Source organism: Georgenia sp. Marseille-Q6866 (genome assembly GCF_965111665.1).
On the sequence record NZ_CBCOOR010000001.1, the window covers coordinates 81678 to 105824 of the forward strand.

The following is a 24147-nucleotide window of genomic DNA, read 5'->3' on the forward strand; positions in this document are numbered from 1 at the left end:
ACTCAGATGCTGCGCCGCATCATCCTGATCCCCACCGTGAGCCCGACCGCCGCGAGCACGATGGCGGCCAGGGCGCCCTGCCACACCGCGGGCTCGGTGAGCTGCCCGTTGAACAGCGCCCGCTCCGCCTCGACGAGGTAGGTGAGCGGGTTGAGCTGGGACAGCACCTGCATCCAGCGCGGCGCCGCCTCGAGCGGCAGCAGCATCCCGGACAGGATCATGAGCGGGAAGATGAGCGCCTGCTGCACCGCCCAGAACATCCAGTCCCGTTCACGCGCGGCGATCCCCAGGGAGTAGCTGAGCGCGCCGAGCCCGATCCCGAAGGCCGCGAGGACGACGAGCCCCAGCGCCATGCCGGGCAGGTGCGGCCGGAAGCCGAAGATCGCGGCCACGAGCGTGATGACGACCGCCTGGACGGCGAGCGGCACCATCTCCTTCAGCGCGCGCCCCACCATGAGGGCCGAGCGCGCCACGGGCGTGACGAGCATCCGCTCGTGGGAGCCGGACTGGAGCTCGAAGAGGAGGTTGGAGCCGGCCATCGCGGTGCCGAAGAGGGTGCTCATGACGATGATGCCCGGGACGAACCACTGGAAGGACTCGGCCAGCGGCAGGCCGGTCATGCCGCTGAGCAGGGGGCCGAAGAAGGCGAGGAAGACGAGGGGCTGGAGCAGGGAGAAGATGATGCTGAACGGGTCGCGCAGGACCGGCCACAGCTCGCGGACGAGGACGTTGCGGGCGTCGGTGACGACGGAGCTCACTGGGGGCCTCCGGGGGTGAGGGCAGGCTGGGCGGGGGTGTCGGCGCCGGCGGGGGCCTGCTCCTCGCGCAGGCTGCGGCCGGTGAGGCGGAGGAAGACGTCGTCGAGGGTGGGCTGGTGGAGCTCCGCGGCGATGACCCGGTGGCCGCCGGCCGCGAGGTCGGCGAGCAGCCCGGGGAGCACGCGGTCGCCGTGGTCGACGACGACGGCGTACCGCACCGCCGGCCCCTCCGGCACCGTGACGGCGGTCTGCTCGACGTCGTCACCGCGGGCGGCGACGCGCCGCAGCGTGGCGAGGGCGCCGTCGTCGGGGCCGGTTCCCTGCAGGGTGAGGAGGATGCGGTCCCCGGCGAGGTTCGCCTTGAGCCGGGCGGAGGTGTCGTCGGCGATGAGCCGGCCCTGGTCGACGATCATCACCCGCTCGGCGAAGCGGTCCGCCTCGTCGAGGTAGTGGGTGGTGAGGAGCAGGGTCATCCCGTAGCGCTCGCGCAGGGTGAGGATGTGGTCCCACAGGTGGGAGCGGGACTGCGGGTCCAGGCCGGTGGACGGCTCGTCGAGGAAGAGGAGCTGCGGGGCGGGGACGAGGCCGAGGGCGATGTCCACGCGCCGGCGCTGGCCGCCGGAGAGGGTCATCGTCGTGCGGGTGGCGAGCTCGGTGAGGCCGAGGATCTCCATGAGCTCGTCCGCGCGACGACGTCGCTCGACGCGGCCCAGGCCGTAGAAGGCGCCCTGGGAGACCAGCTCGTCGCGCACCCGGTAGTACTGGGCCGCGCCGTTCTTCTGGCCGATGTAGCCGATCGACCGGCGCACGTCGGCCTGCTGGCGGGCGATGTCGAAGCCGCAGACCGTGGCGTGGCCGCTCGTGGGCGGCAGGAGCGTGGTGAGCATGCGCAGGGAGGTGGACTTGCCGGCCCCGTTGGGCCCGAGGAAGGCCGTGAGGGTGCCGGGCTCGATGTCCATCGTGAGGTCGCTGACCGCGACGACCTCCTCACCGCCCTTGCGGTGGAAGGTCTTGGTGAGCCCCTTGGTGCTGATGATCGGAGTCATAACGAGGACGCTACGAGCCGATGCGGCCAGATCCTGGCCGCATCGATCGGTAGATTTCCGGCATGGCCGATCCCACCGCCCGTGCCCTGCGCCTGCTCTCCCTGCTCCAGACCCACCGCTCGTGGTCCGGCCGGGAGCTGCGCGACCGCCTCGGCGTCAGCGCCCGCACCCTGCGCCGCGACGTCGATCGGCTGCGCGAGCTCGGCTACGAGGTCAGCGCCCGTCCCGGCCTCGACGGCGGGTACCGGCTCGAGGCGGGCGCTCGCCTCCCGCCGCTCCTCCTCGACGACGACGAGGCCGTGGCGATCGCCGTCGGGCTGCGCGTGGCGGCCGTCCAGGGACTGGGGGAGCACACCGCGCTGAGTGCCCTCGTCAAGCTCGAGCAGATGCTCGCGCCGCACCTGCGCCGGCGGGTGTCGGCTCTCCAGGAGTACGCCGTGCCGGCGGGCGGGCGCGGCCGGGCCGTGGACCCCGACGTCGTCGCCGAGCTGGCGCTCGCGTGCCGCGACCACGAGCGCGTCCGCTTCCGCTACGTCACCGCCCTCGACGTCGAGGCTTCCCGTCACGTCGAGCCGCACACGCTCGTGTCCAACGGGCCGCGCTGGTACCTCGTGTGCTGGGACCTGGACCGGGAGGACTGGCGCACCTTCCGTCTCGACCGCCTGTCGGGGCTGTTGCGCACCGGGGTGCGGACGGCCCCGCGCGAGCTGCCGGTGGACGACCCCTCCGAGCTGATCCTCACGACCGACACGGACAGCCGCAGCTACCCGCTGGAGGCGGTGGTCCACCTCGACATGGACCTGGAGGAGATGCGCAAGCACTTCGGCGTGTGGTCGACCGGCGCGACGCCCAACGAGTCAGGCGGCACCGACTGGCCGGTGGCCGGCGGATCGCTCGCCGACCTCGTCTACGGGCCCGCGTGGATCCCGCCCGAGGTGACGTGGACGGTAAGCGGGGGAGAGGAGGCGGTGAGCGCGCTGGCCCACTTCGGCAGGCGCCTCACCGAGGCGACGACGCCCCCGCCCGAGTGACCACGATGTGAGACAATAGCGGTGAAGCTGGTGGCGAGGGCGTCCTCAGCAGGACGTCTCGCCCCACACGGGCAGCCCGGCCCACGAGGCCGTGCTCAGGTGCGCCCGCCTACCCGGTGGGCCTGATGAAGGGACGTGGTACCACCATGCAGAGGATGCTGGGCGACGACTTCGCTCGCAGCATGAACATCCCACTGGCAGACATCGTCTACCTCCAGCAGCGGCCGGTCCCGCTGCTCCCGCGCCGGCTGCGCCGCCGGCGCCGCGCCGCGAGGACGCCGCGCACCGGGCCGGGAGACCGCCGCCGATAAATGAGTGGCGCCCCTGACACCGCCCCTGGCAGGGTTCTCGTCATGGCCAAGCATCTGCTCGCGTAGCAGGCCTCGTCGCCGAAGGGATCCCGACGACGAGGTCGCGCGATCCCTGCCCGGGCACCGGGCCATGCCGTCGTCCCCTCGTCCGGGGACTCCACCCACAAGAAGAGTCAGGGGTTTGTCATGTCCTCCCTCATGCTCGGCGACATGTCCGCCAGCGCCATGGGAATGCCGCTCGCGGACTACGTCCACCTCCAGCGCCGTCCGGCCACCCGCGTCCTGCGGGCCCGCCGGGGACGCTGGGCGGGTATCGGGCCGCGCGCGGTCGTGCGCAACGCATCACTGCCACGCGCATGACCGCCCGCGCCCAGGGCCCGGCACGCTACGGCGTGCCGGGCCTTTTCCGTGTGCCGGGTGGCGGGCCCCCAGGGGGTATAGCGCCGGACAGGTCTTGCGGGCACGGGGGTGGGGGCCGTGATTCAGATGCCGGGCGGTGCCGGACTCCGCACCGGTGGCGGTTCCGTTATAGGGAGTCCAAGTCCCCGAGGGTTGCGATGGCCGGGCATCGGACGCCGCGCCAGGACCGAGGGACCTTCGCCCCGCCTGGTGTAACCCTGAAGTGGGAGGATGAAGGCAACCGAATGAGGCGGACACCATGGCTCACCGCAGCGTGAGACCGCGACGGATCGACCTTCCCGACAGCTATCGGCTCCACTCGACGCTCGATCTCAAGGATGACAAGCGGGCAGCGACCACTATTAAGGTCGCGTTCGCCTTGACTGTCGCTGCCATGATCACCCTGGCCCTTGTTCTCGACCTCCCGTTCCAGAGCACCTTGAGTACCGGCGCGAGCGTCTCGATCACCGTGGTCGCCTGCCTTGCCTACATGGTCGTGCACGAACTCACCCACGCCGCCCTGCTCTGGTGGCTGACACGGGAACGCCCGACAGTCGGCGTGCGGTTTCCCTACCTCATCACCGGGAGCCAGGCGTTCCTCACCCGGGGCGGGGCCGTCGTCGTCGCCCTGACGCCCCTTGTGCTCTACACGCTCGTCTTGCTCGACCTGCTCCGGTCCCTGCCGCCGGAGTTCTTCCTCACGGTCTACGTCGTCCTGGTCCTCAATGTCGCCGGATCTGCGGGGGACGTGCTGCAGGCGCGGGCCTTCCTCCGGCTCCCGCCGGCGGCACTCATCCGTGACGACGGAGAAGAGACGTCCGTGTTCCTCCCGGCGGAAACTTCGCCCGTGACGGCGCCAGCTGTCCAGCGTGAGCGGTAGACCCGTGCCAACAACCGCGGCCCTGCACCGGGGAGCTCGATGGCGGGGTACGACGATCGGCGGTCTGGCACGGGCCTTCCCGGTGTCGACCTTCTTCGTGACGGCCTACCTGCTGAGCTGGGCGTACTGGCTGGTCGTTCTCGGGAGCATGGGACATAGCACGCTCGCCTGGTTCGTTCCTGGTGCGTTCGGGCCGCCGGTGGCCGCTCTGTTCGTCACCGGGCTGGTCGACGGGCGCGCCGGCGTCCGCACGTTCTTGCGGCGCTTGGTCCAGTGGCGGGTCGCGCCCCGGTGGTACGTGGTGGCCATCGTCGGTCTTCCGGCGCTGGGGGTCGCTGTCGGGCTGCCCTTCCGGGACGGGACCGAGAGGTTCGCCGGGTCCGGCGCAGCCCTGCTCGTGACGTATCTGGCGAGCTTGTCGTTCCTCATGGTTCTGGGCGGGGGTCAGGAAGAACCCGGCTGGCGGGGGTTCGCGCTGCCTCGGATGCAAGAGCGCATGGGTGCCCTGCGCGCGTCGCTTGTGCTGGGGGTGTTGTGGGGGTTGTGGCACCTTCCGGTGTTCGTCTTCGTCCCGGGCTACCACTCCGCCGGGACGGGTGTGGCCAGCGTGGCCGCGACCGTGCTTGTTTTCACGGCGGTCGGTGCGGTCGGGCAGTCGCTGTTGTTGACGTGGTTGTTCAACCACACCGGCGGCAGCGTGTTCTTCGCCGTGTTGGCGCATGCGTCCCTCAACGCGGGCTCTGGTTTTGTCCCGGCAGGCCGCGCCGCGTCGATGGCCGTCTTCGCGTCGTTCGGCGTCGTCGGCCTCGTCGTGGCGTTGGCAACGCGGGGAACACTTGCCTATCGCCCACTGCGTGGGCCGTCGCGAGACGTCGCCACCGTCCCCGAGCGTGGCGAGGTGGTGCCATGATCGGTACGCCGTCGGGCTCGATGGCTTTGACCGCGGGTTGGCTTACCTCGTGTCGGCAGGACCGGTGGCGCGGCGGACGAGCGCGTTTCAGGCAGTCTTCCACTTGAACAGCCGGGCGCCCAGGGCGCCGAAGACGACGATCATGCCCACGAGCACTGTGGTGGCGAGGCCATAGCCGGACCAGGCGTGACCGCTCCACAGTCCCTGCATCAGCTCGACCAGGTGATGGATGGGTGAGAAGTTCATGACGCGCTGGACTCCCGCCGGAAGCACGGCTAGCGGGACGAATGCCCCGGACGTCAGCATGAGCAGAATCATCAGGCCGTTCCCGATGCCCGTTGCCGCGGCTGCAGACGGGTAGATCGCCGCCAGCGTGTAGCCGAGCGCTAGGAAGGCGAGCAGTCCGAGCGCCGCGGCCGCGAGGACTAACAGCAGATTGCCCTGCGGTCGTACCCCAAAGGCCACGATCCCCACGAACAGGGCCAGGACGATCCCCGTCAGACCGATCAGGAAGTTGACTGTGAGGTCGGCGGCAACGTAGGTCCGCGGACGAAGCGGCGTCGCCCGCAGCCGCATCAGGGCACCGCTCTCCCGGAGTTGTAGCTGGTTCACCGGCAGCAACAGGACGCCCATGATCGCCATCACCAGCGACGCGTAGGCAGGAAGGGTGGCGTCTACATAGCCTCGACCGCCGAACTCGGGTTTGGGGTCGTTGCCGAAGATCAGCCCGAGGATCACCACGAGCATGGGTGCGAAGATTAACGTGAAGAACAGTCCCACTGGCTCGCGCAGTGTCGAGCGGGCGAGGGTGCGGACGAGTGTCTTGTACGTGCGCATCAGTGTGCTTCTCGCATGGTGCGCCCGGTGAGGTTGAGGAAGACGTCTTCCAGTCCGGGTGACGTTGTGGTCATGTCGCTCACAGCGACCCCTGTCTGGGTCAGGTGGGCGAGCACGTTCTGTGCGAACGCCCCGCGTCCGCGGACGACCGTCGCTCCAGCGTCCGCGTTCACCGAGGAGACTCCCTCGATGGAAGCCAACGTGGCCGGCGCGGGCCGGTCGAGCGTGAGTCGCAACGTCGAACCCCCGGCGTGTGCGGAAATAAGTCCCGCGACGGTGTCGAGAACGACGATTCTGCCGTGATCGATGATGGCGACCCGGTCGCAGAGCGCCTCGGCCTCTTCCATGTAGTGCGTGGTGAGGACGACCGTCTTACCGCGCTCGCGAATGTCGCGGACCACCTCCCACATCGCCAGGCGAGCTTGTGGGTCGAGAGAGGTGGTCAGTTCGTCGAGGAAGAGCAGCTCCGGGTCGTGGATGAGGGCAAGTGCGATGAATACGCGCTGCCGCTCGCCGCCGGACAGCTTGGTCACGTAGGACTTCTCCTTCGCCGCGATCCCAAGTGTCTCCAGGAGGGGACGCCAGGCCACCGGCTGCGCGTAGAACGAGGAGAAGAGCTCCAGCGCCTCGCCCACCTTGAGCCTGGGCAGGAGGGCCGCTTGCTGCAGCTGGACGCCAGTGCGTTGCACGAGCTGCTGGGCGTCCTTGATCGGGTGCAGCCCAAGCACGTCGATTGAGCCGGCAGTGGGTGTGTCCAGGCCTTCCATGCAGTTGAGGAGGGTCGTCTTCCCCGCGCCGTTGGGGCCGATGATGCCGAAGACCTCGTTCTGCTCGACGTTGAGGCTCACCCCGTCGACGGCGGTGAGATCGCCGAAACGTCGGGTGACGTCGCGGCAGGAGACGGCGCTCACCGCCCCTGCCCTTCTCCAGATGTGCGCGGCGGCACAGTGGCGTCCAGTGCTTGAGCAATGAAGCCTTGAAAGAGGTCCTGCCGGACGATGGCGATGCCGCGGTCGACGTCCGCCAGAAGCAGGAGCGTGTCGCCCGGGTTGATGCCGAAGATGTCGCGGGCTCCCTTTGGGATCACGATCCGGCCCTTCTCACCCACAATCACCGGGCCGTACTGGTCCACGACCTCGTCCAGGATCGCGTAGAGCACCGCCTCGGGACCGAGACGCAGAATGTCGGGGGCGTTCTCGAGCCGGTGCCTGACCCGGCCGAGGTCGGGTGCCGCCTGTTGTCTGACGGTGGTGACGGCAAGACCAGGACCGGTAAACACGTGCAGCTCACTGAACTCGACCTGTTCGACATCCTCGAGGTATCGAGCAGGGTGCAGCACCGTGAACAGGGTGTGGCCGTATCGTTCCAGCTTCGGCCGCTGATGCGCCTTGTCGGTGTCCTCCGCGACCAACCCATGCAGGCCGAGTTCGCCCGCGATGACGCTGACCTCCTCGGCGGTGGGCCGGTAGAGGCCCATCCAGGCCATGCCACCATGTTGATGAAGCAGCTCGAGGGTCTGCTCCAGGCTGTCCGGCGTCGCGGCCGGTAGGCCGTCGACGTAGATGACGTTGGCTATCACGCCCATGAGTGCCCTCGTCCCAGGTGGCGTCGGCTGTTCATAGTCCGTGGTCGAGCAGCCACTGCGTCAGGTTGGCGGTGCGCTGGCCGAGGTCGGTGCCGGTGTAGGTGCCCTGGTCGCGGTCGGCGACGATGCGGCCGTCGACCATGTACAGCACCCGGTTCGTGCGGGCGGCGACCTTGGCGTCATGGGTGACGATCATGATCGTGGTCCCCTCGGCGTTGAGCTCGCTGAGGATGTCCATGATCTCGGCGGCCGCAGTGGAGTCCAGGGCGCCGGTTGGTTCGTCGCCGAGCAAGATGGTCGGCCCGTTGATCAGGGCCCGGCAGATGCCCACTCGTTGGAGCTGGCCGCCGGAGGCTTCGGAGATGTCCCGGTGCGCCAGCTCGGCTACCCCGGTGCGTTCCATCAGCGTCATCGCCCGGTCGTTGAGTTCCTCGCGCGGGGCCAGACCGGCGAGGTAGGCGGGCAGGACCACGTTGTCGAGCAGGCACAGGTTCTTCAGGAGGTGGACGTGCTGGAAGACGAATCCCATGGTGGTCAGCCGCAGCCGGGCCAGCTGCTTCTGGCTCAGCGCGGCCAGGTCCTGTCCGGCGTAGCGAACATTGCCGGAGGTCATGGTGTCCATGCCGCTGATGTTGTAGAGCAGGGTGGACTTGCCCGACCCGGAGGGTCCCATCACCGAGACGAATTCGCCGTCGTGGATCTGGACGTTCACCTGGTGCAGCACGGTGTGGCTGCCGAAGGCCTTGGTCAGTCCTTGGGCATCGAGGATGGTGGTGCTTGTTCGAGGTGCCTCACGAACGCTGCTGACGGTGGTCATCACGGCCTCTTTCACTCGGTGGTGAGGGTGGAGATGGTGGCGGTAGAGATGGAGCGGGAGCTGGCCACGGTCGCCAGCGCGACGGCGCCCAGGAGAACCGCGGGCAGGAGCCCGTAGGCGAGAAGCGGGTTGGTGGCGAAGTCGATCCGGCTGGTGCCTTGGCCGAGGGTCTCGAAACCGCCGAACATTCCCTCGAACATGAGGTTGAACAACCGTTCCCCGATGGTGGTCGCGGCCAGGGTGCCGGCGACCGCACCGAGGAGTAGCACGAGCAGCATCCGGGTGAGGTACTGGCTGCGCAGCCCGGTGTTGTCGGCGCCGATGGCTCGCTGGATGGCGATCTGACCTTGGTCGCGCGCGATGAGCATCCGGTTGAACAGTGCTGTCATGAGCGCCGCGAGGGCGACCGCCACGGCTGCCGAGACGACGGCGGCGATCATGATCTGCTGCGCGATCGGCCCCAGTGTTTGGATCCGCCACTGCTCGATGTCGGCGACCTTGGCGGGGGCGAGCTGGTCGGCATACGCCGCGGCCTTCTCGGTCGCGTCGGTCCCCGGTGCGAGCTTGACGCCGATCGTGTACCACATCACCTCCTCGCCCTCGGTGGGCAGGGATGACTTGGCGGTCTTTCCACCGTTGGTGATGTCCTGGTAGCTGCCGACGATGGTCAGCTCCCGCTCGTTTCCGCCGACGACGACGGGAAGGGTGTCGCCCACCTGGCGGCCGGCCTGGTTCAGCGCCAGCAACGACAACGCAATCTCCGACGGGTCGGTCGGGGCACGGCCGTCGGCATACGTCAGCGGCAGCAGGGTGTGGTCACCGTTCTCGATGTAGAGGCTCACGGCATTGTCGTCCTTGTCGACGGTGTCGTTGCGGGTGGTCACCATCGGCGCGATCGCGGTCGCGTCGGGGTCCGCGGCGAGCTGGTCGGCGGTCGCCGCGAACTGCGCGGTGGAGGTGGCGTCGGTGTGGCGCAGGTCGATGCGCAGGTCGACCGTGCCGGTGCCCATGTAGTTGATGAAGCCGGGGGCGTTGGCGGTGGTGGCGGAGTTGATCGGCACGATCATGATGAACGCACTGACCGCGAAGACGAAGAACAGCAGCAGGTAGGTCGGCCAGCGGCCAGCCACGTCCATGAACCCGAGCCGGATGTGGACGGGCAGCACCGACCGGTGCAACCGCAGGCGCGCCGTCTTGCCGCGCGGGCCGGTGGCGCCGGCGCTGAGCGCGGTGACCGCGCTGACCTTGTCGAACCGGCGCAGCAGCACCAGGACGGACAGCATCAGCACCGCGAACACTGACACGGCGGCGAGCACCGGGACGACCCAGTTCCAGGCGCTCGGCGCCGAACCCATGTACCGGGAGATGTTCCTGGTCAGCAGCGGGGTCAGCGCCATCCCGCCGGCAAGCCCCAGCACAGACGCGATCGCGGCGAGCAGGGCGTACTTCGTCAGGTAGATCCGCTTCACGCCCCGTGGCGGGGCGCCAATGGCCTTGAGCACGCCGATCTCGCGGTAGTCCTGCTCGGCTGCGGTGAGGAAGGAGAACCGCAGGCACAGCAGCCCCACCACCAGCAGCAGCAGGGAGACCAGGATGACCACCGCGGCGACCATCCCGTCACCGATCATGGTGAACATCGCAAAGGCCGCCGAGTCGACCAGCTGACCGGCCTTGGGCATCTCGGAGTCGAGGTAGTCCTTGTCAAATGTGGCCGTCTGGGCGCCGGGGTCGTGCAGCCAGAACTCGATCAGGTACTCCACCTCACCGGTGTGCCCACCCACCTCTTCGAGGTCCGATGGGGCCACGGCGAGCCGCTTGGAGCTGGTCAGGGCCGGGTTCATGATCGAGTCGCGGGCGAAGCTGGCGATCGTGAACTCCTTGGCAAAGCCGTCGGCCGCGGCGATCCGGACCGGGTCACCGACGTCGAGCCCCGCCTCTACCTGGTAGTACACCGGAAGCACGATGGTGCCGGGCGTGACGTCGATGATCGGCTCGTTGTCCAGGTCCAGCAGCAGGTCTCGTTCACCGCTTGGCACCACGAGGGAGTTCTGCTGGATGTTCGTGGTCTGGGCCTGGCCGTCGAAGAACAGGTTCGCCCCGTCGATGCCGAGCATGAGCATCGTCTGCTGGTGGGCGACGTCGGGACGTTGCGCGACCCAGCGGTCCACCTCCTGCTGATCGAATGCGCCGGTGTGGAGCTGGACTACGTGCGGCGCGTCGGCGCGGGTCATCAGGCTGCCCGACGCGCCGATCAGGCGGGTCAGCGTCCCGACGCTGGCGGTGGCCAGCACCACCGAGAGCATCATCAGTACGACCAGGATCACGGTGACACTGCGGTTGCGGGTGAAGTCCCGGGCGATCATGCGGGCGTACACGGCGGTTCTCCATTCTCCGGGAGTCGGTCGAGCGGGGGACTGGCGTGGCGCTGGCAGGCCGGCTACTCCAGGACCACCGCCCGCAGCACGTCCACGTTGCTGGCGCGGCGGGCCGGTCCGATCGCGGCGACGACGCCCACCGCCGCGGCCCCCACCAGGTACACCGCGAGCTGAGTCGCCGGGACCGAAACCAGGGTGATCCCCTGCTGACCGAGCGCCCGGCTCAGGGCCACCCCGGCGAGCGTGCCCAGGGCGATTCCGGTGACGGCGCCGAGCATCGCCATGAGGACCGACTCTCGGCGCACGATCGTGCGGATCTGGCTGCGGGTGGCACCGACGGCGCGCATCAGCCCCAGCTCACGGGTGCGTTCCAGCACCGAGAGGACCAGGGTGTTGATGATGCCGAGGATCGCGACGACCACCGCCAGCAGCAGGAGCGCGGTCACCAGGCCGAGCATCTGGTCCATCGAGGCCTGAGCGTTTGCGGTGAGCTCGGCTGGGTCGCTGATCATGACGTTCGGGTGACCGGCGAGTGCCTCGGTGATCAGCTGTTCGGTGGCGGCCAGGTCCGCGCCGGGCACGGCGGAAACCAGGACGATGCCGTCGAGGGTCGACGTCACACTGGCGGTGAAGTCCTCGACCGAGATCCAGTAGGGCGAGCCCATCAGGGTGATGGGGCCCTCGTCCACGGTGGCGGTGAGCTCCAGCGGCTGCTCCCCGGTCTCGGGGAAGGTGACCGTGACCATGTCGCCGACGTCCACGCCCAGGGCCGCGGCTTCCGCGGCGCCCATCACCATGGTGCCCGGGGCCAGGTCGACGGAGCCGACCGGGTCGCCCAGGTCCATCACGAGCGCCAGGTCTGTGGGGTCCAGCGCGACGACGGCGGACCGGGTCCCCTCGATCTGCGCCCCGGAGATCTTCAGCTCCACGACGGCGTCCAGCTCCTCCAGGTCGCGCAGCAGGGCCGGGGCGGCCGGACTGATCCCGGCGCCGGCCCCGGTCGGGCGAAGGAAGAAATCGGCCCGGTTGCTGCCGGCCACGGTCTGGGCCACCGACTCCCGCATGGACGTCGCGGTGACCGCGACCGCGGCGACAACGGCAACGCCGATCGTCAGCGCCAGGGCGGTGGCCGCCGCTCGCCGGGGCGCCCGGCCGAGGTTGCGGGCGGCGAGTCGCCAACCTCCACCGCGGCGCCCGTGGTCGGCGAGCTTCGCCGTCGCGTGGGCCAGGGAGGGTCCGGCGATGATGAGCCCGACGAATGCCGTCAGGGTTGCCAGCGCGGTCGGCACCATCTGGTCCCCGACGACGGCGCAGACGATCAGCCCGAGGACTCCGGTGCCCAGCACGACCCAGCCGGCGATCCGCCGGCGCAGGCTGATGCCGTCGACGTTCGGCGTCGAGGCGCGGAGCGCCTCGATCGGGTCGACGCGGGTCGCGGCCCACGCCGGGATCGCGGCGGCGACCATGGTGATCCCCAGCCCGACGACCAGGGCAGCGGCGACGGTGCGTGGTTCGAACGCGAGGGCGGTGGTGGGGATTTCGATGCCCACCAGGATGACCATCTGCCGGATGGCGCCGGCCAGGCCGACGCCCAGGAGGAGCCCGAGACCCGAGGCGAGCACGCCGATGGCACCGGATTCAAGCAGAATCCCGGAGAGAACCTGACGACGTGTCGCTCCCACGGCACGCAGCAGCCCGACCTCGCGGCGCCGCTGAGCGAGCAGCACGTTGAAGGTGTTCCAGATGACGAACGAGCCGACGAGCAAGGACACTGCCGCGAAGACCAGCAGGATCTGGCTGAAGATCGCCAGCCCGTCCGCCATGGCGGCGGCACCCTCCCCAGCGACCGTCTCCCCGCTCAGCGCCTCAGCGCCGACAGGTAGGACGTCGGCGATGGCAGGCCGCAGCTCCTCGGCATCGACGTCCGGCTCGGCGAGAACCATGATCTGGTCCACCTGGCCGGTCTTGCCCAGCACCTGCTGGGCGGTGGCCAGATCGAACCCGGCCAACGTGGCACCGGCCAGGCTGTCGGAGTCTCCGAAGCCGGTCACGGCGACGATGGTGAAGGCGTGGGGACCGTCCGCCAGGACGATAGTGACCTGGTCGCCGAGCACGTACCCGGCGCCCTCCGCCGAGCGCACATCGATCGTGACCTCGTCCGGGGCGGCCGGTGCGCGGCCCTCCCGGTAAGTGAAGCTGCCGGTGAGCTCCGGGCTGCCGCCCACACTCGTTCCCAGTGTGGGGGCGCCAGCGGGCTGGATCGGTGCGCCGTCCTTGTCGAGGATGAGCGCGAAGCCGGTCACCGACCCCTCGGCCACGGCAACACCGCGCACGGCTGCGACCGTGTCCACGAGGCTCTCGGCAAGTGGACGAGCCTCGCCCTGGAACTCGGGCGCGGTGTACGCGGCCTCGGAGCGGACCACCACATCGGTGTTGCCGGTGATGCCGCTGTACAACTCGTCGAAAGCCTTGTTCATGGTGTCGGACAGCACGAAGGTGCCAGAGACGAAGGCGACCCCGATGGTCACAGCGGCGACGGTAAGAAGCAGGCGCAGCTTGTGGCTGAGCAAGTTGCGCAGCGAGACCCGCAGCATGGTCAACGCCCCAACCGCTTCATCGTCTCGAGCACACCGTCGTGGGTCGGACCATCGACGTCCTCGACGATTCCTCCGTCGACCAGGAAGATCACCCGGTCGGCGTAGGCGGCCGCGACCGGGTCGTGGGTCACCATGACGACCGTCTGACCCAAGTCATCCACAGCAGAACGGAGGAATGCCAGCAGCTCGGCACTCGCCTTGGAGTCCAGCGCCCCCGTGGGCTCGTCGGCAAAGACGACCTCCGGCCGGCCGGCCAAGGCGCGGGCGATTGCCACCCGCTGCTGCTGGCCACCGGAAAGCTGCGCGGGGCGGTGACCCACTCGGTCAGCCACGTCGAGCGTGGCGACGATGGTCGCCAGCCACTCCTGATCGACCTGCCGTCCCGCCAGGTCGGCGGGCAGGGTGATGTTCTCCCGCGCTGTCAGCGTCGCGATGAGGTTGAACGCCTGGAACACGAAGCCCAACCGATCCCGGCGAAGGACCGTGCGTTGGGTATCGGTCAACGACGCCAGGTCCGTGTCGCCGATGAAGGCCTGCCCCGAGGTCAGCGTGTCGAGCCCGGCCATGCAGTGCATCAGGGTGGACTTCCCCGACCCTGACGGACCCATGATCGCTGTGAAGGCACCGGCAGCGAAGGCGACGCTGACACCGTCGAGGGCAATCACGGTGGTTTCGCCCATGACATAGGTCCTACGAGCGTCCTGGACCCGTGCCGCGCTCGTCGCGACCCGCCGGACCGGTTCGGTGACTTCGATGCTGATCATGTTCAACGCCTCTTCGGACGATGTTGCGGGAACCGCCAGAGGTAGCCCGGCGCCGTCGCCCCCCGGATCGGCGACACCCGTGCAGCGGGTGTTCCTATGCACTCGCGCCACCGTCGCCTCGACAGCGCCGGGCTCCTTCGCCCCGGCCGGTCGGCGCCTTCTCCGAGATCCGTTAAAGCCACCCTCCTCCCAACATGCAGCTCACATGCGGGCCGAACGTCCCACCGCCCACCGTGATGTCGATGGCAGGACGCTCCCCCGCCGGCAGCACCGGCGCGTCGTCGAACCAGCGATGAACCGCACCCACCTCTGCCCACAGTGCCTGCAAATCACCACAGCTCCGTCGGTACGCCATGATCGCCGTCCACGCACCCGTGCTCCTGGTACGCGCGATCACCGTCGCCGTTTGGCTCGTCATCCTGTTCCTGCCCGTCGCCGGATGCCTATCCGCTACGGGGGCACGCGGTGACCGGGCAGCGTAAGTCTTGCGCCGTGGTCTGCCTTTGGTATGGCGCTCTCAGTCCATGAAGCCGGTGCCGAGCAGCCGGCGCCCGGCGTCGGTGATGGCACGCTCGAGCGTGGCGTCGTCCACGTCGGTGAGAGTCGGGTCGACGGCGGGACCAGCGAGCCCGGCGAGAAAGATGCTCACCCGCACCCGTGCCTCGCGGTCAGCGTCGGGCCCGGCAAGCGTCTCTCGCAGCTCCTGGAAGGTGGCGGCCATGCCCGGTGTCCCGCCTTGGATCTCGGCGGTGGAGACGTCCTGAAGGACGACGGCGTACAACTGACGGTGGGTCACCGCCTGCCGGGCGAGCCCGGCGACGAGAGCAGCGGCTCGCCGTTCGACATCCAGGTCCTCAACCCGCGCGAGCAGCTCCTCGAAGGTCGCGAAGGCGGGGCGGAGGACGACCTGCACGATGTCGTCCTTGCTCTTGAAGTGGTAGTACACGGCCGCCTTGGAGACGCCGAGCTCCTCTGCGATCATCCGCAGCGACGTGCCGGCCACCCCGTGTCGGGCGAACAGGTCCAGCGCACAGGAGCGGATCCGGTCCGCTGACGAGTCACCTCTGGGCATCGTGTACACCTCCGTGTCCCATTCTGGGCCCGCCCCTCCTTGCCGATCGGCAAGGAGGGGCGGAGACTGGTCGTACTAATCGTGTGCGGCGAGGGCGCCAGGCGAGCAAGTAGCGAGCCGTGTCAATCGGCAGGGGCCCCGAACCACTTCAACAGAGAGGTCCAAGGATGAGCAGGCATTCCGGAAAGACTGTCATCATCACCGGCGGCGCGAGCGGACTCGGGGAGGCGATGAGCCGCCGCTTGGCCGAGGAGGGCGCGCATGTCGTCATCACGGACATCGACCTCGCCGCCGCCGAGCGGTTGGCCAGCGAGCTCGGCGAGCGGGCGACGCCCATCCGGCACGACGTGACCTCCGAAGAGGACTGGAACAAGGTCATCACCCAGGTCCGTCAGGAGCGCGGCGTCATCCACGGCCTGGTGAACAACGCCGGCATCGCCCCCGCGCAGGACCTCATGATCCCCCTGGCGGAGTGGCGCAAGGTCATGGCCGTGGACCTCGACGGCGTGTTCCTCGGTACCCAGAAGGCAGTGGCCGTGATGGCCGAGCAGGACGTCCGCGGCGCGATCATCAACATGTCGTCGGCGATGGCCTACGTGGGCCAGGCCACGACGCCTGCCTACAGCGCCGCGAAGGCCGGGGTGATCGGCCTGACGAAGTCCGCCGTGGCGTACGTCAGCGCGCACCGGATGAACATCCGGATCAACACCATCCACCCCGGCACGCACGAGACGCCGATCCTCCTCGATGCGCTGCCCCACCTTCCCGAGGGGTTCAAGGAGGCAGAGCTGGCGCGGCACCCGGTGGGCCACTTCGGTAACCCGAACGGTGTGGCGGCCACCGTCTCGTTCCTGCTCGACGACGACGCCGAGTTCTACCAGGGCGCGGAGTTCCTCATCGACGGAGCGCGCCTCGCGGTCGACCGATAACCACGGTCGTGGGGGCTCCCTCGCCAAGGTCATGGGAGCCCTCAGCGCCGCGGGGGGCTCGTCACTCGGCGGCGGGCGCCCATCGCCGTCGTCAGACGACGAGCAGGTCCACCTCCTACCGCTGCATGTCGGGATCGCGGGTGAGCAAGGTGAGCTGCTCTGCCGGGCCTCCGCGACCAGCATGCGGTCGAACGCCCGCCGCCCACGGAGTCGTTACCGACCCCGAGGATCACCGTCGCGGCCTCCCCGGTGGCCAGGCCGGTCGTCGCTGCGAGATCCTGGCCCGTGAGGCCGCCGGGACGTTGTCCGCGGCTGGGGTCGGCGAGCAGGAGGCGGGTGGAGTCCGTGACGAGTCGAATCGGTGACATCGTGGTCAAAGCCCGAGACCCGGAGAGCTTGAGTCGCTTCTGGTGCGCGGCACTCGGTTACAGGATCACGGCGTCGGACGACACCGGGGTCGCGATCTCCGGGGCCCCGAACGTCCCGACCATGCTGTTCCTGCGTACGGACGACGACGTGCCCGGTGCGGGAACGCTGCACTTCGATCTGTGTCCGACAGATCGCGGCCAGGAGGAAGAGCTGGAACGGCTCCTCTTGCTGGGGGCGACGCCGACCGATGTGGTCCCATCGGGCAGCTGGCACGTTCTCGCGGACCCGGAGGGCAACATGTTCTGTCTCATGGCCAACCGCATCGCACCGGAGCCCGAGGACTTCCACGACATCTGACGCCCAAAGGGTCGGATCTGCCGGACAGGTGGCTCAGCGCGCAGAGCGGTGACAGGACGTCCTGCCCCGGGCGCCGTGAGCGGTGCCGGCGGACCGGGTGTCGCCGCGCGCCGCGACGGGAGGCCATTGCCACCAGGCACCGGGGACGGCACGCTCGAAGGGTGACCGTTCCTCCCGCCGCTGGCCGGGCCGCGCGCTCGTGGCTGTGGGTGGCGTGCGTCGCCGGGCTGGTCCACGCCGCGTTCAGCGCCTACTGGGCGTTCGGAGGGGAGTGGCTGCTCGAGACCGTGGGGCAGTGGGCGGTGGACCTGCGCCGGTCGTCGCCCGTCGCCGCCGCCTGGGGGCTGGCCGGCATCGCACTCGTCAAGAGCTTTGCAGCGCTCGTACCCGTCGCGGTGTACCAGGGTCGGCTGTCCGGCCGGCGGTTCTGGCGCGCGTTGAGCTGGGCCGGCGGTGCCGGGCTCCTCGTCTACGGAGGGGTCAACGTCGTCGTGAGCAACGTCGTCCTCGCCACGCGTGACCCCGCCGAGTACGACCGTGCGGCGATGGTCGGCCACGCGTTGTGGCTCACCCGGCCGGGCCGCGGAACGGCTCAGCGCAGGCGGGCGGCGACGTCGGGCATGGCGGCGCAGTAGTCCTCGACCAGCTGCCGGGCCACCTCGGTGGAGTCGACGAGGGGGTGGTTGGCGAAGGCACGCCAGGCCAGCTCGCGCGAGCCCTCGTCCAGCGCCCGCAGGACGAGCTGCTCGCTCGCCTTGACGGTGGTGATGAGCCCGGCCATCTCGCCGTCGAGCGGCGCGACGGCGTGGGGGCGGACGGCGCCGCGCTCGACCGTGCACGGCACCTCGATGACCGCGGCGGCGTTGAGCTGGGGCACGAGCAGCTGCCCCCCGCCGAGGGAGTCGTTGCCGACCCCGAGGATCATCGTCGCGGCCTCCCCGGTGGCCAGGCCGGTCATGAGGTCGAGTGCGACCTCCTGGTAGCCGCCGCCCTCGACGTCCTCGGCGCGGCGGCCGTGACGCTCCTCCTCGGGGCGCGACTCGTTCATGTAGCTCGACTCGCGGTCGTGCCGGGTCGCGTCCCAGATCTCCAGGGCACGGTCCGGCGCGGCGGCCGCCTCACGGTAGAAGGCGCTCTGCTGGGCGTCGAGGTACTCCCCGCGGGTCGGCTCCCCACCGGTGATCCGCTCCATCGCCTCGCGGTGGCGGTAGTAGTAGAAGAGGTACTCGTTGGGGATCGCGCCGATCGCGCGCACCCAGTCGAAGCCGAAGAGGCGCGCCTCCTCCATGTGGTCGAGCTGCTCGTCGGAGGCGAGCAGCTCGGGCAGGACGTCACGCCCGTCGACCATGAGCGTGCGCAGCCAGCCGAGGTGGTTGAGGCCCACGTAGTCGAAGTCCACGCGCCGCGGGTCCTGCCCGAACACGCGCGCGGCACGCCGCATGAGGCCGATCGGGGTGTCGCAGATGCTCACGACGCGATCGTCCAGCACCCGGCGCATCGCCTCGGTGAGGATCCCGGCCGGGTTGGTGAAGTTGATCGTCCACGCGCCCGGGGCGTGGGTGGCGATCTCCTCGGCGAGCTGCAGCGCGTGCGGCACGGTGCGCAGCGCGTAGGCGAGCCCACCGGGGCCCACGGTCTCCTGCCCGAGGACGCCGAGCCGCAGCGCGGTGTGCTCGTCGGTGATCCGCCCCGCCGTCCCGCCGATGCGGATCGCGGAGAAGACGAAGTCGGCTCCGGCCAGCGCGTCGGCGAGCGTCGTCGTCGTGTGCACCCGCGGGGGGCGTGCGAGGGACGGGGCGAGCTGGGCGAGGACGCTGCCGACGACGTCGAGGCGCTCGGCGGAGACGTCGTAGAGCCACAGCTCGTCCACGCGCAGCCGCGCGTCCCCCGCCGAGAGGGCCTGGAAGATCTGTGGGACGCGGAAACCGCCGCCGCCGATGACCGTGAGCTTCACGCTGTGATGACCTCCGTGCCGCTGGAGCTGAGGACGTCGAGCCCGGGCGAGCTCGACGTGGGACTGGTGACGAGGGTGTCGATGCCCTCGGGCCCGCAGACGGCGAGCACGCCGGAGCCGGGGAACTTGTCGTCGTCGGCGACGAGGACGCGCCGCTCGGACGCCGCGAGGATGGCGCGCTTGACCGGCACCTCGATGCTCGTGGAGTCGAGCACGCTGCCGTCGTCGCGCACGCCGCTCGTGCCGAGGAAGCCGATGTCTGCGGTGATCTGGCCCAGCGCCTGCTCGGGGAGGGAGCCGACGAGGGAGTGGTAGGAGCGGCGCAGCACCCCGCCGAGGACGACCAGCTCGACGACCGGGTCCTCCCGCAGCTCGTCGACGACGGCGAGGGAGGCGGTGACGACGGTGACGCGGCGCCCGCGCAGGTGCCGGGCGACCTGGGCGACGGTCGTGCCGATGTCGAGGACGACGACGTCGTCCTCCCGCACGAGAGCGGCCGCCCGGGCCCCGATGCGCTGCCGACTGGCGGCACGGTCCCCGGCGACCGCCTCGAAGGGTCGGACGTCGGGCTCGACGGCGCCGCCACCGCGGACACGTTGGAGGCGGCCCTGCTTGCTCAGTAGGTTGAGGTCCCGACGGATCGTCGACGTGCTCACCCCGAAGCGTGCGGCGAGGTGCCCGACGGCGACCTCGCCGTGGTCGTGCAGCTCGGCCAGGATCGCGTCCCGGCGGGTCGTGGTCAGCACGGAAATGACATTAGCAGGATCATGCAGAACCGGGCAGGAGTGTGCATAGAATGTCCGAACATGGAATCGGACGAGAGGCCGACGGACGAGGGGGTCCGCAGCCGGGAGGAGCAGGCGTGACCGACGAGACCGCGGAGGCGCCGGAAGGCAGCGTCCTGGACGTGTTCCTGTCCGGACCGCTCTTCCTCGACGTCGTCTTCTCCGGACTGCCCACCCCACCGCGCCCCGGCACCGAGGTGTGGGCCAGCGGCATGGGCTCCCTGCCCGGCGGCATCGCCAACCTCGCCGTCGCCGCCAGCCGCCTCGGCCTGTCCACCGGCCTGGCCACGGGCTTCGGTGGCGACGTCTACGGGCGGTGGTGCTGGGACATCCTCGCCGACGAGGCGATCGACCTCTCCCGCTCCACCCGGATCGCCTCCCAGCACACCTCGGTGACCGTGTCCCTCGCCTACGACGGCGACCGGTCGATGATCACCCACGGCCACGAGCTCCCCATGAGCTACGACGACCTCATCGGCGACCCGCCCTCGACCCGCGCCGTCATCATCGACCTCGACGACGAGCGAGCCCAGGAACGCTGGTGGCGCCGGGCCCGTGCCGCGGGGGCACGCGTCTTCGCCGACCTCGGCTGGGACCCCTCGGAGCAGTGGGACGCGAGCCGGCTCGCCGCCCTCGAGGACTGCTACGCCTTCCTCCCCAACGCCGCCGAGGCGATGGCCTACACGCGCACGGACAGCCCCCACGCGGCCGCGCGCGCCCTGGCGGACCTCGTGCCGCTCGTCGTCGTGACGATGGGCGCGGACGGCGCCGTCGCCATCGACTCCGAGACGGGGGAGGAGTGCCACGTGCCGGCCCTGGACGTCGCGGCCATCGACCCCACCGGGGCGGGCGACGTCTTCGTCGCCGCCTTCGCCCGCGGCTCGCTCGCGGACTGGCCGCTCGAGCAGCGGCTGCGTTTCGCGTCCCTGTGCTCGGGGCTCGCCGTCCAGGAGTTCGGCGGGTCGCTCGCGGCCCCCGGCATCGGTGACCTCCACGACTGGTGGCAACGCCTGGACCGCGCCCGCACCGCGGGCGACCCGGACGCCGCCGCCCTGCACGACCACTACCGTTTCCTCCCGGATGTGCTGCCGGCCCGGCCCGGACGCGTGACCCGCCGGGCGGAAGCGACCTTCGCGCTCGAGTCCGACCTCTGAGCGAGTATCAACGGGGATCACCGGGCGGTACCCACCACCGTCCACGACGAAGGAGAATCAGCACCATGAGCCCTCAACGAACCCGCCGCTCCACCGGCGCCGTCACGGCTGTCGTGGCGACTCTCGCGCTCGCGGCCTGCACCCCCGGGAGCGGTGGCGACACCGACGAGACCGAGCCCGGCACCGACGGCGCCACGACCAGCGAGGAGGTCGTCACCGACATCTCCAGCCTCGGCGACGTGACGCTCGTCGTGTGGGACCAGGAGGTCCGCGGCGGCCAGAACGAGCAGATCGAGCAGCTCAACGCGGCCTTCATGGAGGAGTACGACAACGTCACCATCGACCGGGTCACCCAGTCGAACGACGACCTCACCACCACCCTGCGCCTGGCGCTCACGGGCGAGGACGCCCCCGACGTCACCCAGGTGAACAACTCGCGCTCGCAGATGAGCCAGTACGTCGCCGCGGGCCAGCTGCTCAACCTGGACCCCTACGCCGAGGCCTACGGCTGGGAGGACCGCTTCCCGGACTCGGTGCTGCAGAACACCCGGTACTCCGAGGACGGCGTCACCTTCGGCGAGGGCTCCGTCTGGGGCCTGCCGCAGGTGGGCGAGGTCGTCGGCATCTACTACTCCAAGTCCAAGCTCGAGGAGCTCGGGCTCGAGCTGCCCGAGACGTGGGCCGACTTCGGCGAGCAGCTCGGCACCATCGCCGAGGCCGGCGAGACGCCCATGCTGCTCGGCAACCTCGACCAGTGGCCTGCCGCCCACGTCTTCGGCCCCATCCAGGGCGCGCACGTGGACCCCGAGGAGATCCGGGCGCTCGGCTTCGGCAACGAGGGCGCGAGCTGGGAGACCGACGAGAACCGCGCCGCCGCCGAGGAGCTGCAGTCGTGGATCGAGGCCGGCTACTTCAACGAGGGCTTCAACGGCGCCGACTACGACGCCGTGTGGCAGTCCTTCACCGAGGGCGCCGGGGTCTACCTCATGGCCGGCTCGTGGATCGGCCCGGACGTCGAGGCCGCCATGGGTGGGGACGCCGGCTTCATCGCCCCGCCGCCCGCCGAGGCCGGCGCCGGCAAGGTGACGACCGGTGGCACCGGCATCCCCTTCGCGGTGACCGCGAACTCCGAGAACGCCGACGTCGGCGCCGCGTACATCGACTTCATCACGAGCGAGGACGCCATGGCCGTGCTCGCCGAGACCGGCAACATGCCCGTCGTCGAGACCGCCGAGCACATGCCCGAGGCCGGCCTGCAGGCCGACATCTACGCCGCCTACGGCGAGGTCACCGAGGACGGGGCGCTCGTCCCCTACCTCGACTGGGGCACGCCCACGATGAGCGACACCCTGGGCCAGTCCCTCCAGTCCTTCATGGGCGGACAGCTCGACGTCGACGGGCTGCTCGCCGCGCTCGAGGCCGACTACAGCGAGTTCGTCTCCTCGGTGGAGTGACATGACGGCCCAGCCCAGGGGCATCGTCGCGCCCGTCCCGCGGGCGGCCCGCAAGGGTCGCCCGCGGGGGCTGGGCCGTTTCGGTCTGACCCCCTACCTCTTCCTCGCCCCGGCCTTTCTCGTCTACGCGGCCTTCCTCCTCTACCCCCTCGGCCGGGCCGTGCAGATCTCCCTCTACGACTGGGACGGGCTGAGCCTGGCCACGTTCGTGGGCCTGGACAACTACGTCGACGTCCTCGCCGACGAGCGGCTGCGCGAGTCGTTCTGGCACGCCCTCGTCCTCATCTTCTTCTTCTCGGTCCTGCCGCTGTGCATCGGCCTCGTCCTCGCGGCGCTCCTCGTGCGCGCCCAGGTGCGGGGCCTGCCGTTCTTCCGCACCGTCGTCTTCCTGCCGCAGGTCATCGCCATGGTCGTCGTCGCCGTCGCGTGGCGGCAGATCTACGCACCCGACGGCCCGCTCAACGGCCTGCTCGACGCCGTCGGGCTCGGCTCCCTCACCCGGGCCTGGCTCGGGGACTTCACGTGGACGCTGCCCGCCGTCGGCTTCGTCGGCACCTGGGTCTCCACCGGCCTGGTCACCGTGCTCCTCATGGCCGGCATGGCCCGCGTCCCGCAGGACCTCTACGAGGCCGCGACCCTCGACGGCGCGGGAGCGGTCCGCACCTTCTTCGCCATCTCCGTGCCGTCGGTGCGGGCGGAGATCGTCGTCGCGCTCACCCTGACGATCATCGCGGCGCTCAAGACCTTCGACCTCGTCTACGTCACCACCCGCGGCGGCCCCGGGACGTCGACGACGGTGCCGAGCTACGAGGTCTACCGGCGCGCCTTCATGGAGGGCCGGGTGGGCTCGGCAGCCGCCGTCGCCGTCGTCCTCACGATCCTCATCTTCGGCATCAACCTCATCGTCAACCGCATCGGGGAGCGGGAGCGATGAGGGTCTCCACCGGGGAGCGCCTCGGCAACTACGTCATCCTCATCGGCTTCGCGCTCTTCGCGCTGGCGCCGATCGCCACCATCCTCACCACGGCCCTCGGGCCGGAGACGCCGCAGGACGCCGCCACCGGCGGCCCGGTCCACTGGGAGAACTTCGCCAGGGCGTGGGAGCAGGGCAAGTTCGGCGAGTACATGACGAACTCGGTCCTCGTCGCGGCGATCGTCGTCACGAGCGCGGCGCTGCTGTCGATCATGGCCGGCTACGCGCTGGGCGCCTTCGTCTTCCCCGGCTCCCAGGTGCTCTTCTACGTCTTCCTCCTCGGCATCATGGTCCCGGCCGAGGCGATCATCGTCCCGCTCTTCTTCGACTTCCAGGCCCTGGGGCTGACGAACACCCTCTGGGGCATCGCCCTGCCGCAGATCGCCCAGTCCGTCGCCTTCGGCACCTTCTGGATGCGGGCCTACTTCCGCGGGGCCAACCGCTCGATCATCGAGGCGGCCCGGCTCGACGGCGCGGGGCACCACCGCGTCCTGTGGCAGGTCCTGCTGCCGGTGGCGCGGCCCGCCGTCGTCACCCTCGTCCTGCTCACCTTCATGTGGACGTGGAACGAGTTCCTCATCCCGCTCGTCATGTCGCCCAACGCCCAGCTGCGCACCTCGCCCCTCGGCCTGGCGCTCTTCCAGGGCCAGTACACGCAGGGCACCGTGCTCCTCGCGGCCGGCGCCGTCCTCGTGGCGCTGCCCATGGTGATCCTCTACCTCTTCCTCCAGCGCCACTTCATCCGCGGCATGCTCGAGGGAGCGGTCAAGGACTGAGCAGGTGCTTGCAC

24 protein-coding genes are annotated in these 24147 nt (G+C 70.0%); 12 read left to right on the forward strand and 12 right to left on the reverse strand.

Going from position 1 to position 24147, the window contains the following annotated elements; all coding sequences use genetic code 11:
- Positions 1 to 2: 2 nt before the first annotated feature.
- Positions 3 to 758: an ABC transporter permease gene (locus ACWPXV_RS00350; RefSeq protein ID WP_454083350.1), complete on the reverse strand. Its 756-nt coding sequence runs from the start codon at positions 756 to 758 to the stop codon at positions 3 to 5.
- A complete protein-coding gene (locus ACWPXV_RS00355) occupies positions 755 to 1804 on the reverse strand; it encodes an ABC transporter ATP-binding protein (protein ID WP_454083351.1) in 1050 nt (349 codons plus the stop codon). The genes ACWPXV_RS00350 and ACWPXV_RS00355 overlap by 4 nt, the downstream gene beginning before the upstream one ends.
- A 62-nt stretch (positions 1805 to 1866) precedes the next feature.
- Between ACWPXV_RS00355 and ACWPXV_RS00360 the strand changes: the two genes are divergently transcribed.
- From ACWPXV_RS00360 to ACWPXV_RS00380, 5 genes are all read left to right on the forward strand, one after another.
- Positions 1867 to 2835 carry a helix-turn-helix transcriptional regulator gene (locus ACWPXV_RS00360; RefSeq protein ID WP_454083352.1) on the forward strand — a complete coding sequence of 323 codons (969 nt, stop codon included), beginning with the start codon at positions 1867 to 1869 and terminating at the stop codon, positions 2833 to 2835.
- A gap of 182 nt (positions 2836 to 3017) precedes the next feature.
- Complete coding sequence (locus tag ACWPXV_RS00365) at positions 3018 to 3146, forward strand: hypothetical protein (protein ID WP_454083353.1); 129 nt, start codon at positions 3018 to 3020, stop codon at positions 3144 to 3146.
- Positions 3147 to 3332: 186 nt separating this feature from the next.
- A complete protein-coding gene (locus tag ACWPXV_RS00370; RefSeq protein ID WP_454083354.1) occupies positions 3333 to 3506 on the forward strand; it encodes a hypothetical protein in 174 nt (57 codons plus the stop codon).
- A 298-nt stretch (positions 3507 to 3804) separates the two neighbouring features.
- Positions 3805 to 4425, forward strand: coding sequence for a DUF3267 domain-containing protein (locus ACWPXV_RS00375; protein WP_454083355.1), 621 nt, complete (start codon positions 3805 to 3807; stop codon positions 4423 to 4425).
- Positions 4426 to 4507: 82 nt separating this feature from the next.
- Entirely contained in the window at positions 4508 to 5335 is an 828-nt protein-coding gene (locus ACWPXV_RS00380) for a CPBP family glutamic-type intramembrane protease (RefSeq protein WP_454083356.1), read from the forward strand.
- Positions 5336 to 5422: 87 nt separating this feature from the next.
- On the opposite strand, the gene ACWPXV_RS00385 is transcribed toward ACWPXV_RS00380, so the two are convergent.
- The 8 genes from ACWPXV_RS00385 to ACWPXV_RS00420 all read right to left on the reverse strand — a co-directional run bounded on the left by ACWPXV_RS00385 (position 5423) and on the right by ACWPXV_RS00420 (position 15382).
- The gene (locus ACWPXV_RS00385; RefSeq protein ID WP_454083357.1) at positions 5423 to 6172 is read right to left on the reverse strand and encodes an ABC transporter permease; all 750 of its coding nucleotides are present in this window, start codon (positions 6170 to 6172) and stop codon (positions 5423 to 5425) included.
- Positions 6172 to 7083: an ABC transporter ATP-binding protein gene (locus ACWPXV_RS00390; RefSeq protein ID WP_454083358.1), complete on the reverse strand. Its 912-nt coding sequence runs from the start codon at positions 7081 to 7083 to the stop codon at positions 6172 to 6174. The genes ACWPXV_RS00385 and ACWPXV_RS00390 overlap by 1 nt, the downstream gene beginning before the upstream one ends.
- Positions 7080 to 7757: a CorA family divalent cation transporter gene (locus ACWPXV_RS00395; protein WP_454083359.1), complete on the reverse strand. Its 678-nt coding sequence runs from the start codon at positions 7755 to 7757 to the stop codon at positions 7080 to 7082. The genes ACWPXV_RS00390 and ACWPXV_RS00395 overlap by 4 nt, the downstream gene beginning before the upstream one ends.
- 31 nt (positions 7758 to 7788) lie before the next feature.
- Entirely contained in the window at positions 7789 to 8574 is a 786-nt protein-coding gene (locus ACWPXV_RS00400; protein ID WP_454083360.1) for an ABC transporter ATP-binding protein, read from the reverse strand.
- A gap of 11 nt (positions 8575 to 8585) precedes the next feature.
- Positions 8586 to 10949: an FtsX-like permease family protein gene (locus tag ACWPXV_RS00405; protein ID WP_454083361.1), complete on the reverse strand. Its 2364-nt coding sequence runs from the start codon at positions 10947 to 10949 to the stop codon at positions 8586 to 8588.
- Positions 10950 to 11011: 62 nt separating this feature from the next.
- Positions 11012 to 13543, reverse strand: a complete 2532-nt coding sequence (locus tag ACWPXV_RS00410; protein WP_454083628.1) for an FtsX-like permease family protein — start codon at positions 13541 to 13543, stop codon at positions 11012 to 11014.
- 2 nt (positions 13544 to 13545) lie between these two features.
- Positions 13546 to 14310, reverse strand: a complete 765-nt coding sequence (locus ACWPXV_RS00415; RefSeq protein WP_454083362.1) for an ABC transporter ATP-binding protein — start codon at positions 14308 to 14310, stop codon at positions 13546 to 13548.
- Between the two features lie 517 nt (positions 14311 to 14827).
- Positions 14828 to 15382: a TetR/AcrR family transcriptional regulator gene (locus ACWPXV_RS00420; RefSeq protein ID WP_454083363.1), complete on the reverse strand. Its 555-nt coding sequence runs from the start codon at positions 15380 to 15382 to the stop codon at positions 14828 to 14830.
- Between the two features lie 167 nt (positions 15383 to 15549).
- Between ACWPXV_RS00420 and ACWPXV_RS00425 the strand changes: the two genes are divergently transcribed.
- The 3 genes from ACWPXV_RS00425 (at position 15550) to ACWPXV_RS00435 (ending at position 17672) form a co-directional block, all read left to right on the forward strand.
- The gene (locus tag ACWPXV_RS00425; RefSeq protein ID WP_454083364.1) at positions 15550 to 16311 is read left to right on the forward strand and encodes an SDR family oxidoreductase; all 762 of its coding nucleotides are present in this window, start codon (positions 15550 to 15552) and stop codon (positions 16309 to 16311) included.
- Between the two features lie 345 nt (positions 16312 to 16656).
- Positions 16657 to 17037: a VOC family protein gene (locus ACWPXV_RS00430; RefSeq protein ID WP_454083365.1), complete on the forward strand. Its 381-nt coding sequence runs from the start codon at positions 16657 to 16659 to the stop codon at positions 17035 to 17037.
- Positions 17038 to 17198: 161 nt separating this feature from the next.
- Positions 17199 to 17672 carry a DUF3995 domain-containing protein gene (locus tag ACWPXV_RS00435; protein WP_454083366.1) on the forward strand — a complete coding sequence of 158 codons (474 nt, stop codon included), beginning with the start codon at positions 17199 to 17201 and terminating at the stop codon, positions 17670 to 17672.
- Here the strand turns inward: ACWPXV_RS00435 and ACWPXV_RS00440 are convergent.
- Together ACWPXV_RS00440 and ACWPXV_RS00445 are read right to left on the reverse strand one after the other, a co-directional pair.
- Positions 17630 to 18991: a 6-phospho-beta-glucosidase gene (locus ACWPXV_RS00440; protein ID WP_454083367.1), complete on the reverse strand. Its 1362-nt coding sequence runs from the start codon at positions 18989 to 18991 to the stop codon at positions 17630 to 17632. The genes ACWPXV_RS00435 and ACWPXV_RS00440 overlap by 43 nt on opposite strands.
- A complete protein-coding gene (locus tag ACWPXV_RS00445; RefSeq protein WP_454083368.1) occupies positions 18988 to 19737 on the reverse strand; it encodes a DeoR/GlpR family DNA-binding transcription regulator in 750 nt (249 codons plus the stop codon). The genes ACWPXV_RS00440 and ACWPXV_RS00445 overlap by 4 nt, the downstream gene beginning before the upstream one ends.
- A 116-nt stretch (positions 19738 to 19853) precedes the next feature.
- Here ACWPXV_RS00445 and ACWPXV_RS00450 point away from each other — a divergent pair, with 116 nt between their 5' ends.
- From ACWPXV_RS00450 to ACWPXV_RS00465, 4 genes are all read left to right on the forward strand, one after another.
- Positions 19854 to 20930 (forward strand): PfkB family carbohydrate kinase, encoded by a 1077-nt coding sequence (locus ACWPXV_RS00450; RefSeq protein ID WP_454083369.1) that lies wholly within the window; start codon positions 19854 to 19856, stop codon positions 20928 to 20930.
- 65 nt (positions 20931 to 20995) lie between these two features.
- Positions 20996 to 22384 carry an extracellular solute-binding protein gene (locus tag ACWPXV_RS00455; protein ID WP_454083370.1) on the forward strand — a complete coding sequence of 463 codons (1389 nt, stop codon included), beginning with the start codon at positions 20996 to 20998 and terminating at the stop codon, positions 22382 to 22384.
- A gap of 1 nt (position 22385) precedes the next feature.
- Complete coding sequence (locus ACWPXV_RS00460; protein ID WP_454083371.1) at positions 22386 to 23318, forward strand: carbohydrate ABC transporter permease; 933 nt, start codon at positions 22386 to 22388, stop codon at positions 23316 to 23318.
- On the forward strand, positions 23315 to 24133 hold the full coding sequence (locus tag ACWPXV_RS00465; RefSeq protein ID WP_454083372.1) for a carbohydrate ABC transporter permease: 819 nt from the start codon (positions 23315 to 23317) through the stop codon (positions 24131 to 24133). The genes ACWPXV_RS00460 and ACWPXV_RS00465 overlap by 4 nt, the downstream gene beginning before the upstream one ends.
- Positions 24134 to 24147 lie beyond the last annotated feature (14 nt).

Coding starts and splice junctions, on each gene's coding strand:
- ACWPXV_RS00365 (WP_454083353.1), top strand. CDS start 3,018: ATGAACATCCCACTGGCAGACATCGTCTACCTCCAGCAGCGGCCGGTC.
- ACWPXV_RS00395 (WP_454083359.1), bottom strand. CDS start 7,757: ATGGGCGTGATAGCCAACGTCATCTACGTCGACGGCCTACCGGCCGCG.
- ACWPXV_RS00425 (WP_454083364.1), top strand. CDS start 15,550: ATGAGCAGGCATTCCGGAAAGACTGTCATCATCACCGGCGGCGCGAGC.
- ACWPXV_RS00415 (WP_454083362.1), bottom strand. CDS start 14,310: ATGATCAGCATCGAAGTCACCGAACCGGTCCGGCGGGTCGCGACGAGC.
- ACWPXV_RS00400 (WP_454083360.1), bottom strand. CDS start 8,574: ATGACCACCGTCAGCAGCGTTCGTGAGGCACCTCGAACAAGCACCACC.
- ACWPXV_RS00465 (WP_454083372.1), top strand. CDS start 23,315: ATGAGGGTCTCCACCGGGGAGCGCCTCGGCAACTACGTCATCCTCATC.
- ACWPXV_RS00460 (WP_454083371.1), top strand. CDS start 22,386: ATGACGGCCCAGCCCAGGGGCATCGTCGCGCCCGTCCCGCGGGCGGCC.
- ACWPXV_RS00355 (WP_454083351.1), bottom strand. CDS start 1,804: ATGACTCCGATCATCAGCACCAAGGGGCTCACCAAGACCTTCCACCGC.
- ACWPXV_RS00385 (WP_454083357.1), bottom strand. CDS start 6,172: ATGCGCACGTACAAGACACTCGTCCGCACCCTCGCCCGCTCGACACTG.
- ACWPXV_RS00420 (WP_454083363.1), bottom strand. CDS start 15,382: ATGCCCAGAGGTGACTCGTCAGCGGACCGGATCCGCTCCTGTGCGCTG.
- ACWPXV_RS00370 (WP_454083354.1), top strand. CDS start 3,333: ATGTCCTCCCTCATGCTCGGCGACATGTCCGCCAGCGCCATGGGAATG.
- ACWPXV_RS00410 (WP_454083628.1), bottom strand. CDS start 13,543: ATGCTGCGGGTCTCGCTGCGCAACTTGCTCAGCCACAAGCTGCGCCTG.
- ACWPXV_RS00455 (WP_454083370.1), top strand. CDS start 20,996: ATGAGCCCTCAACGAACCCGCCGCTCCACCGGCGCCGTCACGGCTGTC.
- ACWPXV_RS00360 (WP_454083352.1), top strand. CDS start 1,867: ATGGCCGATCCCACCGCCCGTGCCCTGCGCCTGCTCTCCCTGCTCCAG.
- ACWPXV_RS00375 (WP_454083355.1), top strand. CDS start 3,805: ATGGCTCACCGCAGCGTGAGACCGCGACGGATCGACCTTCCCGACAGC.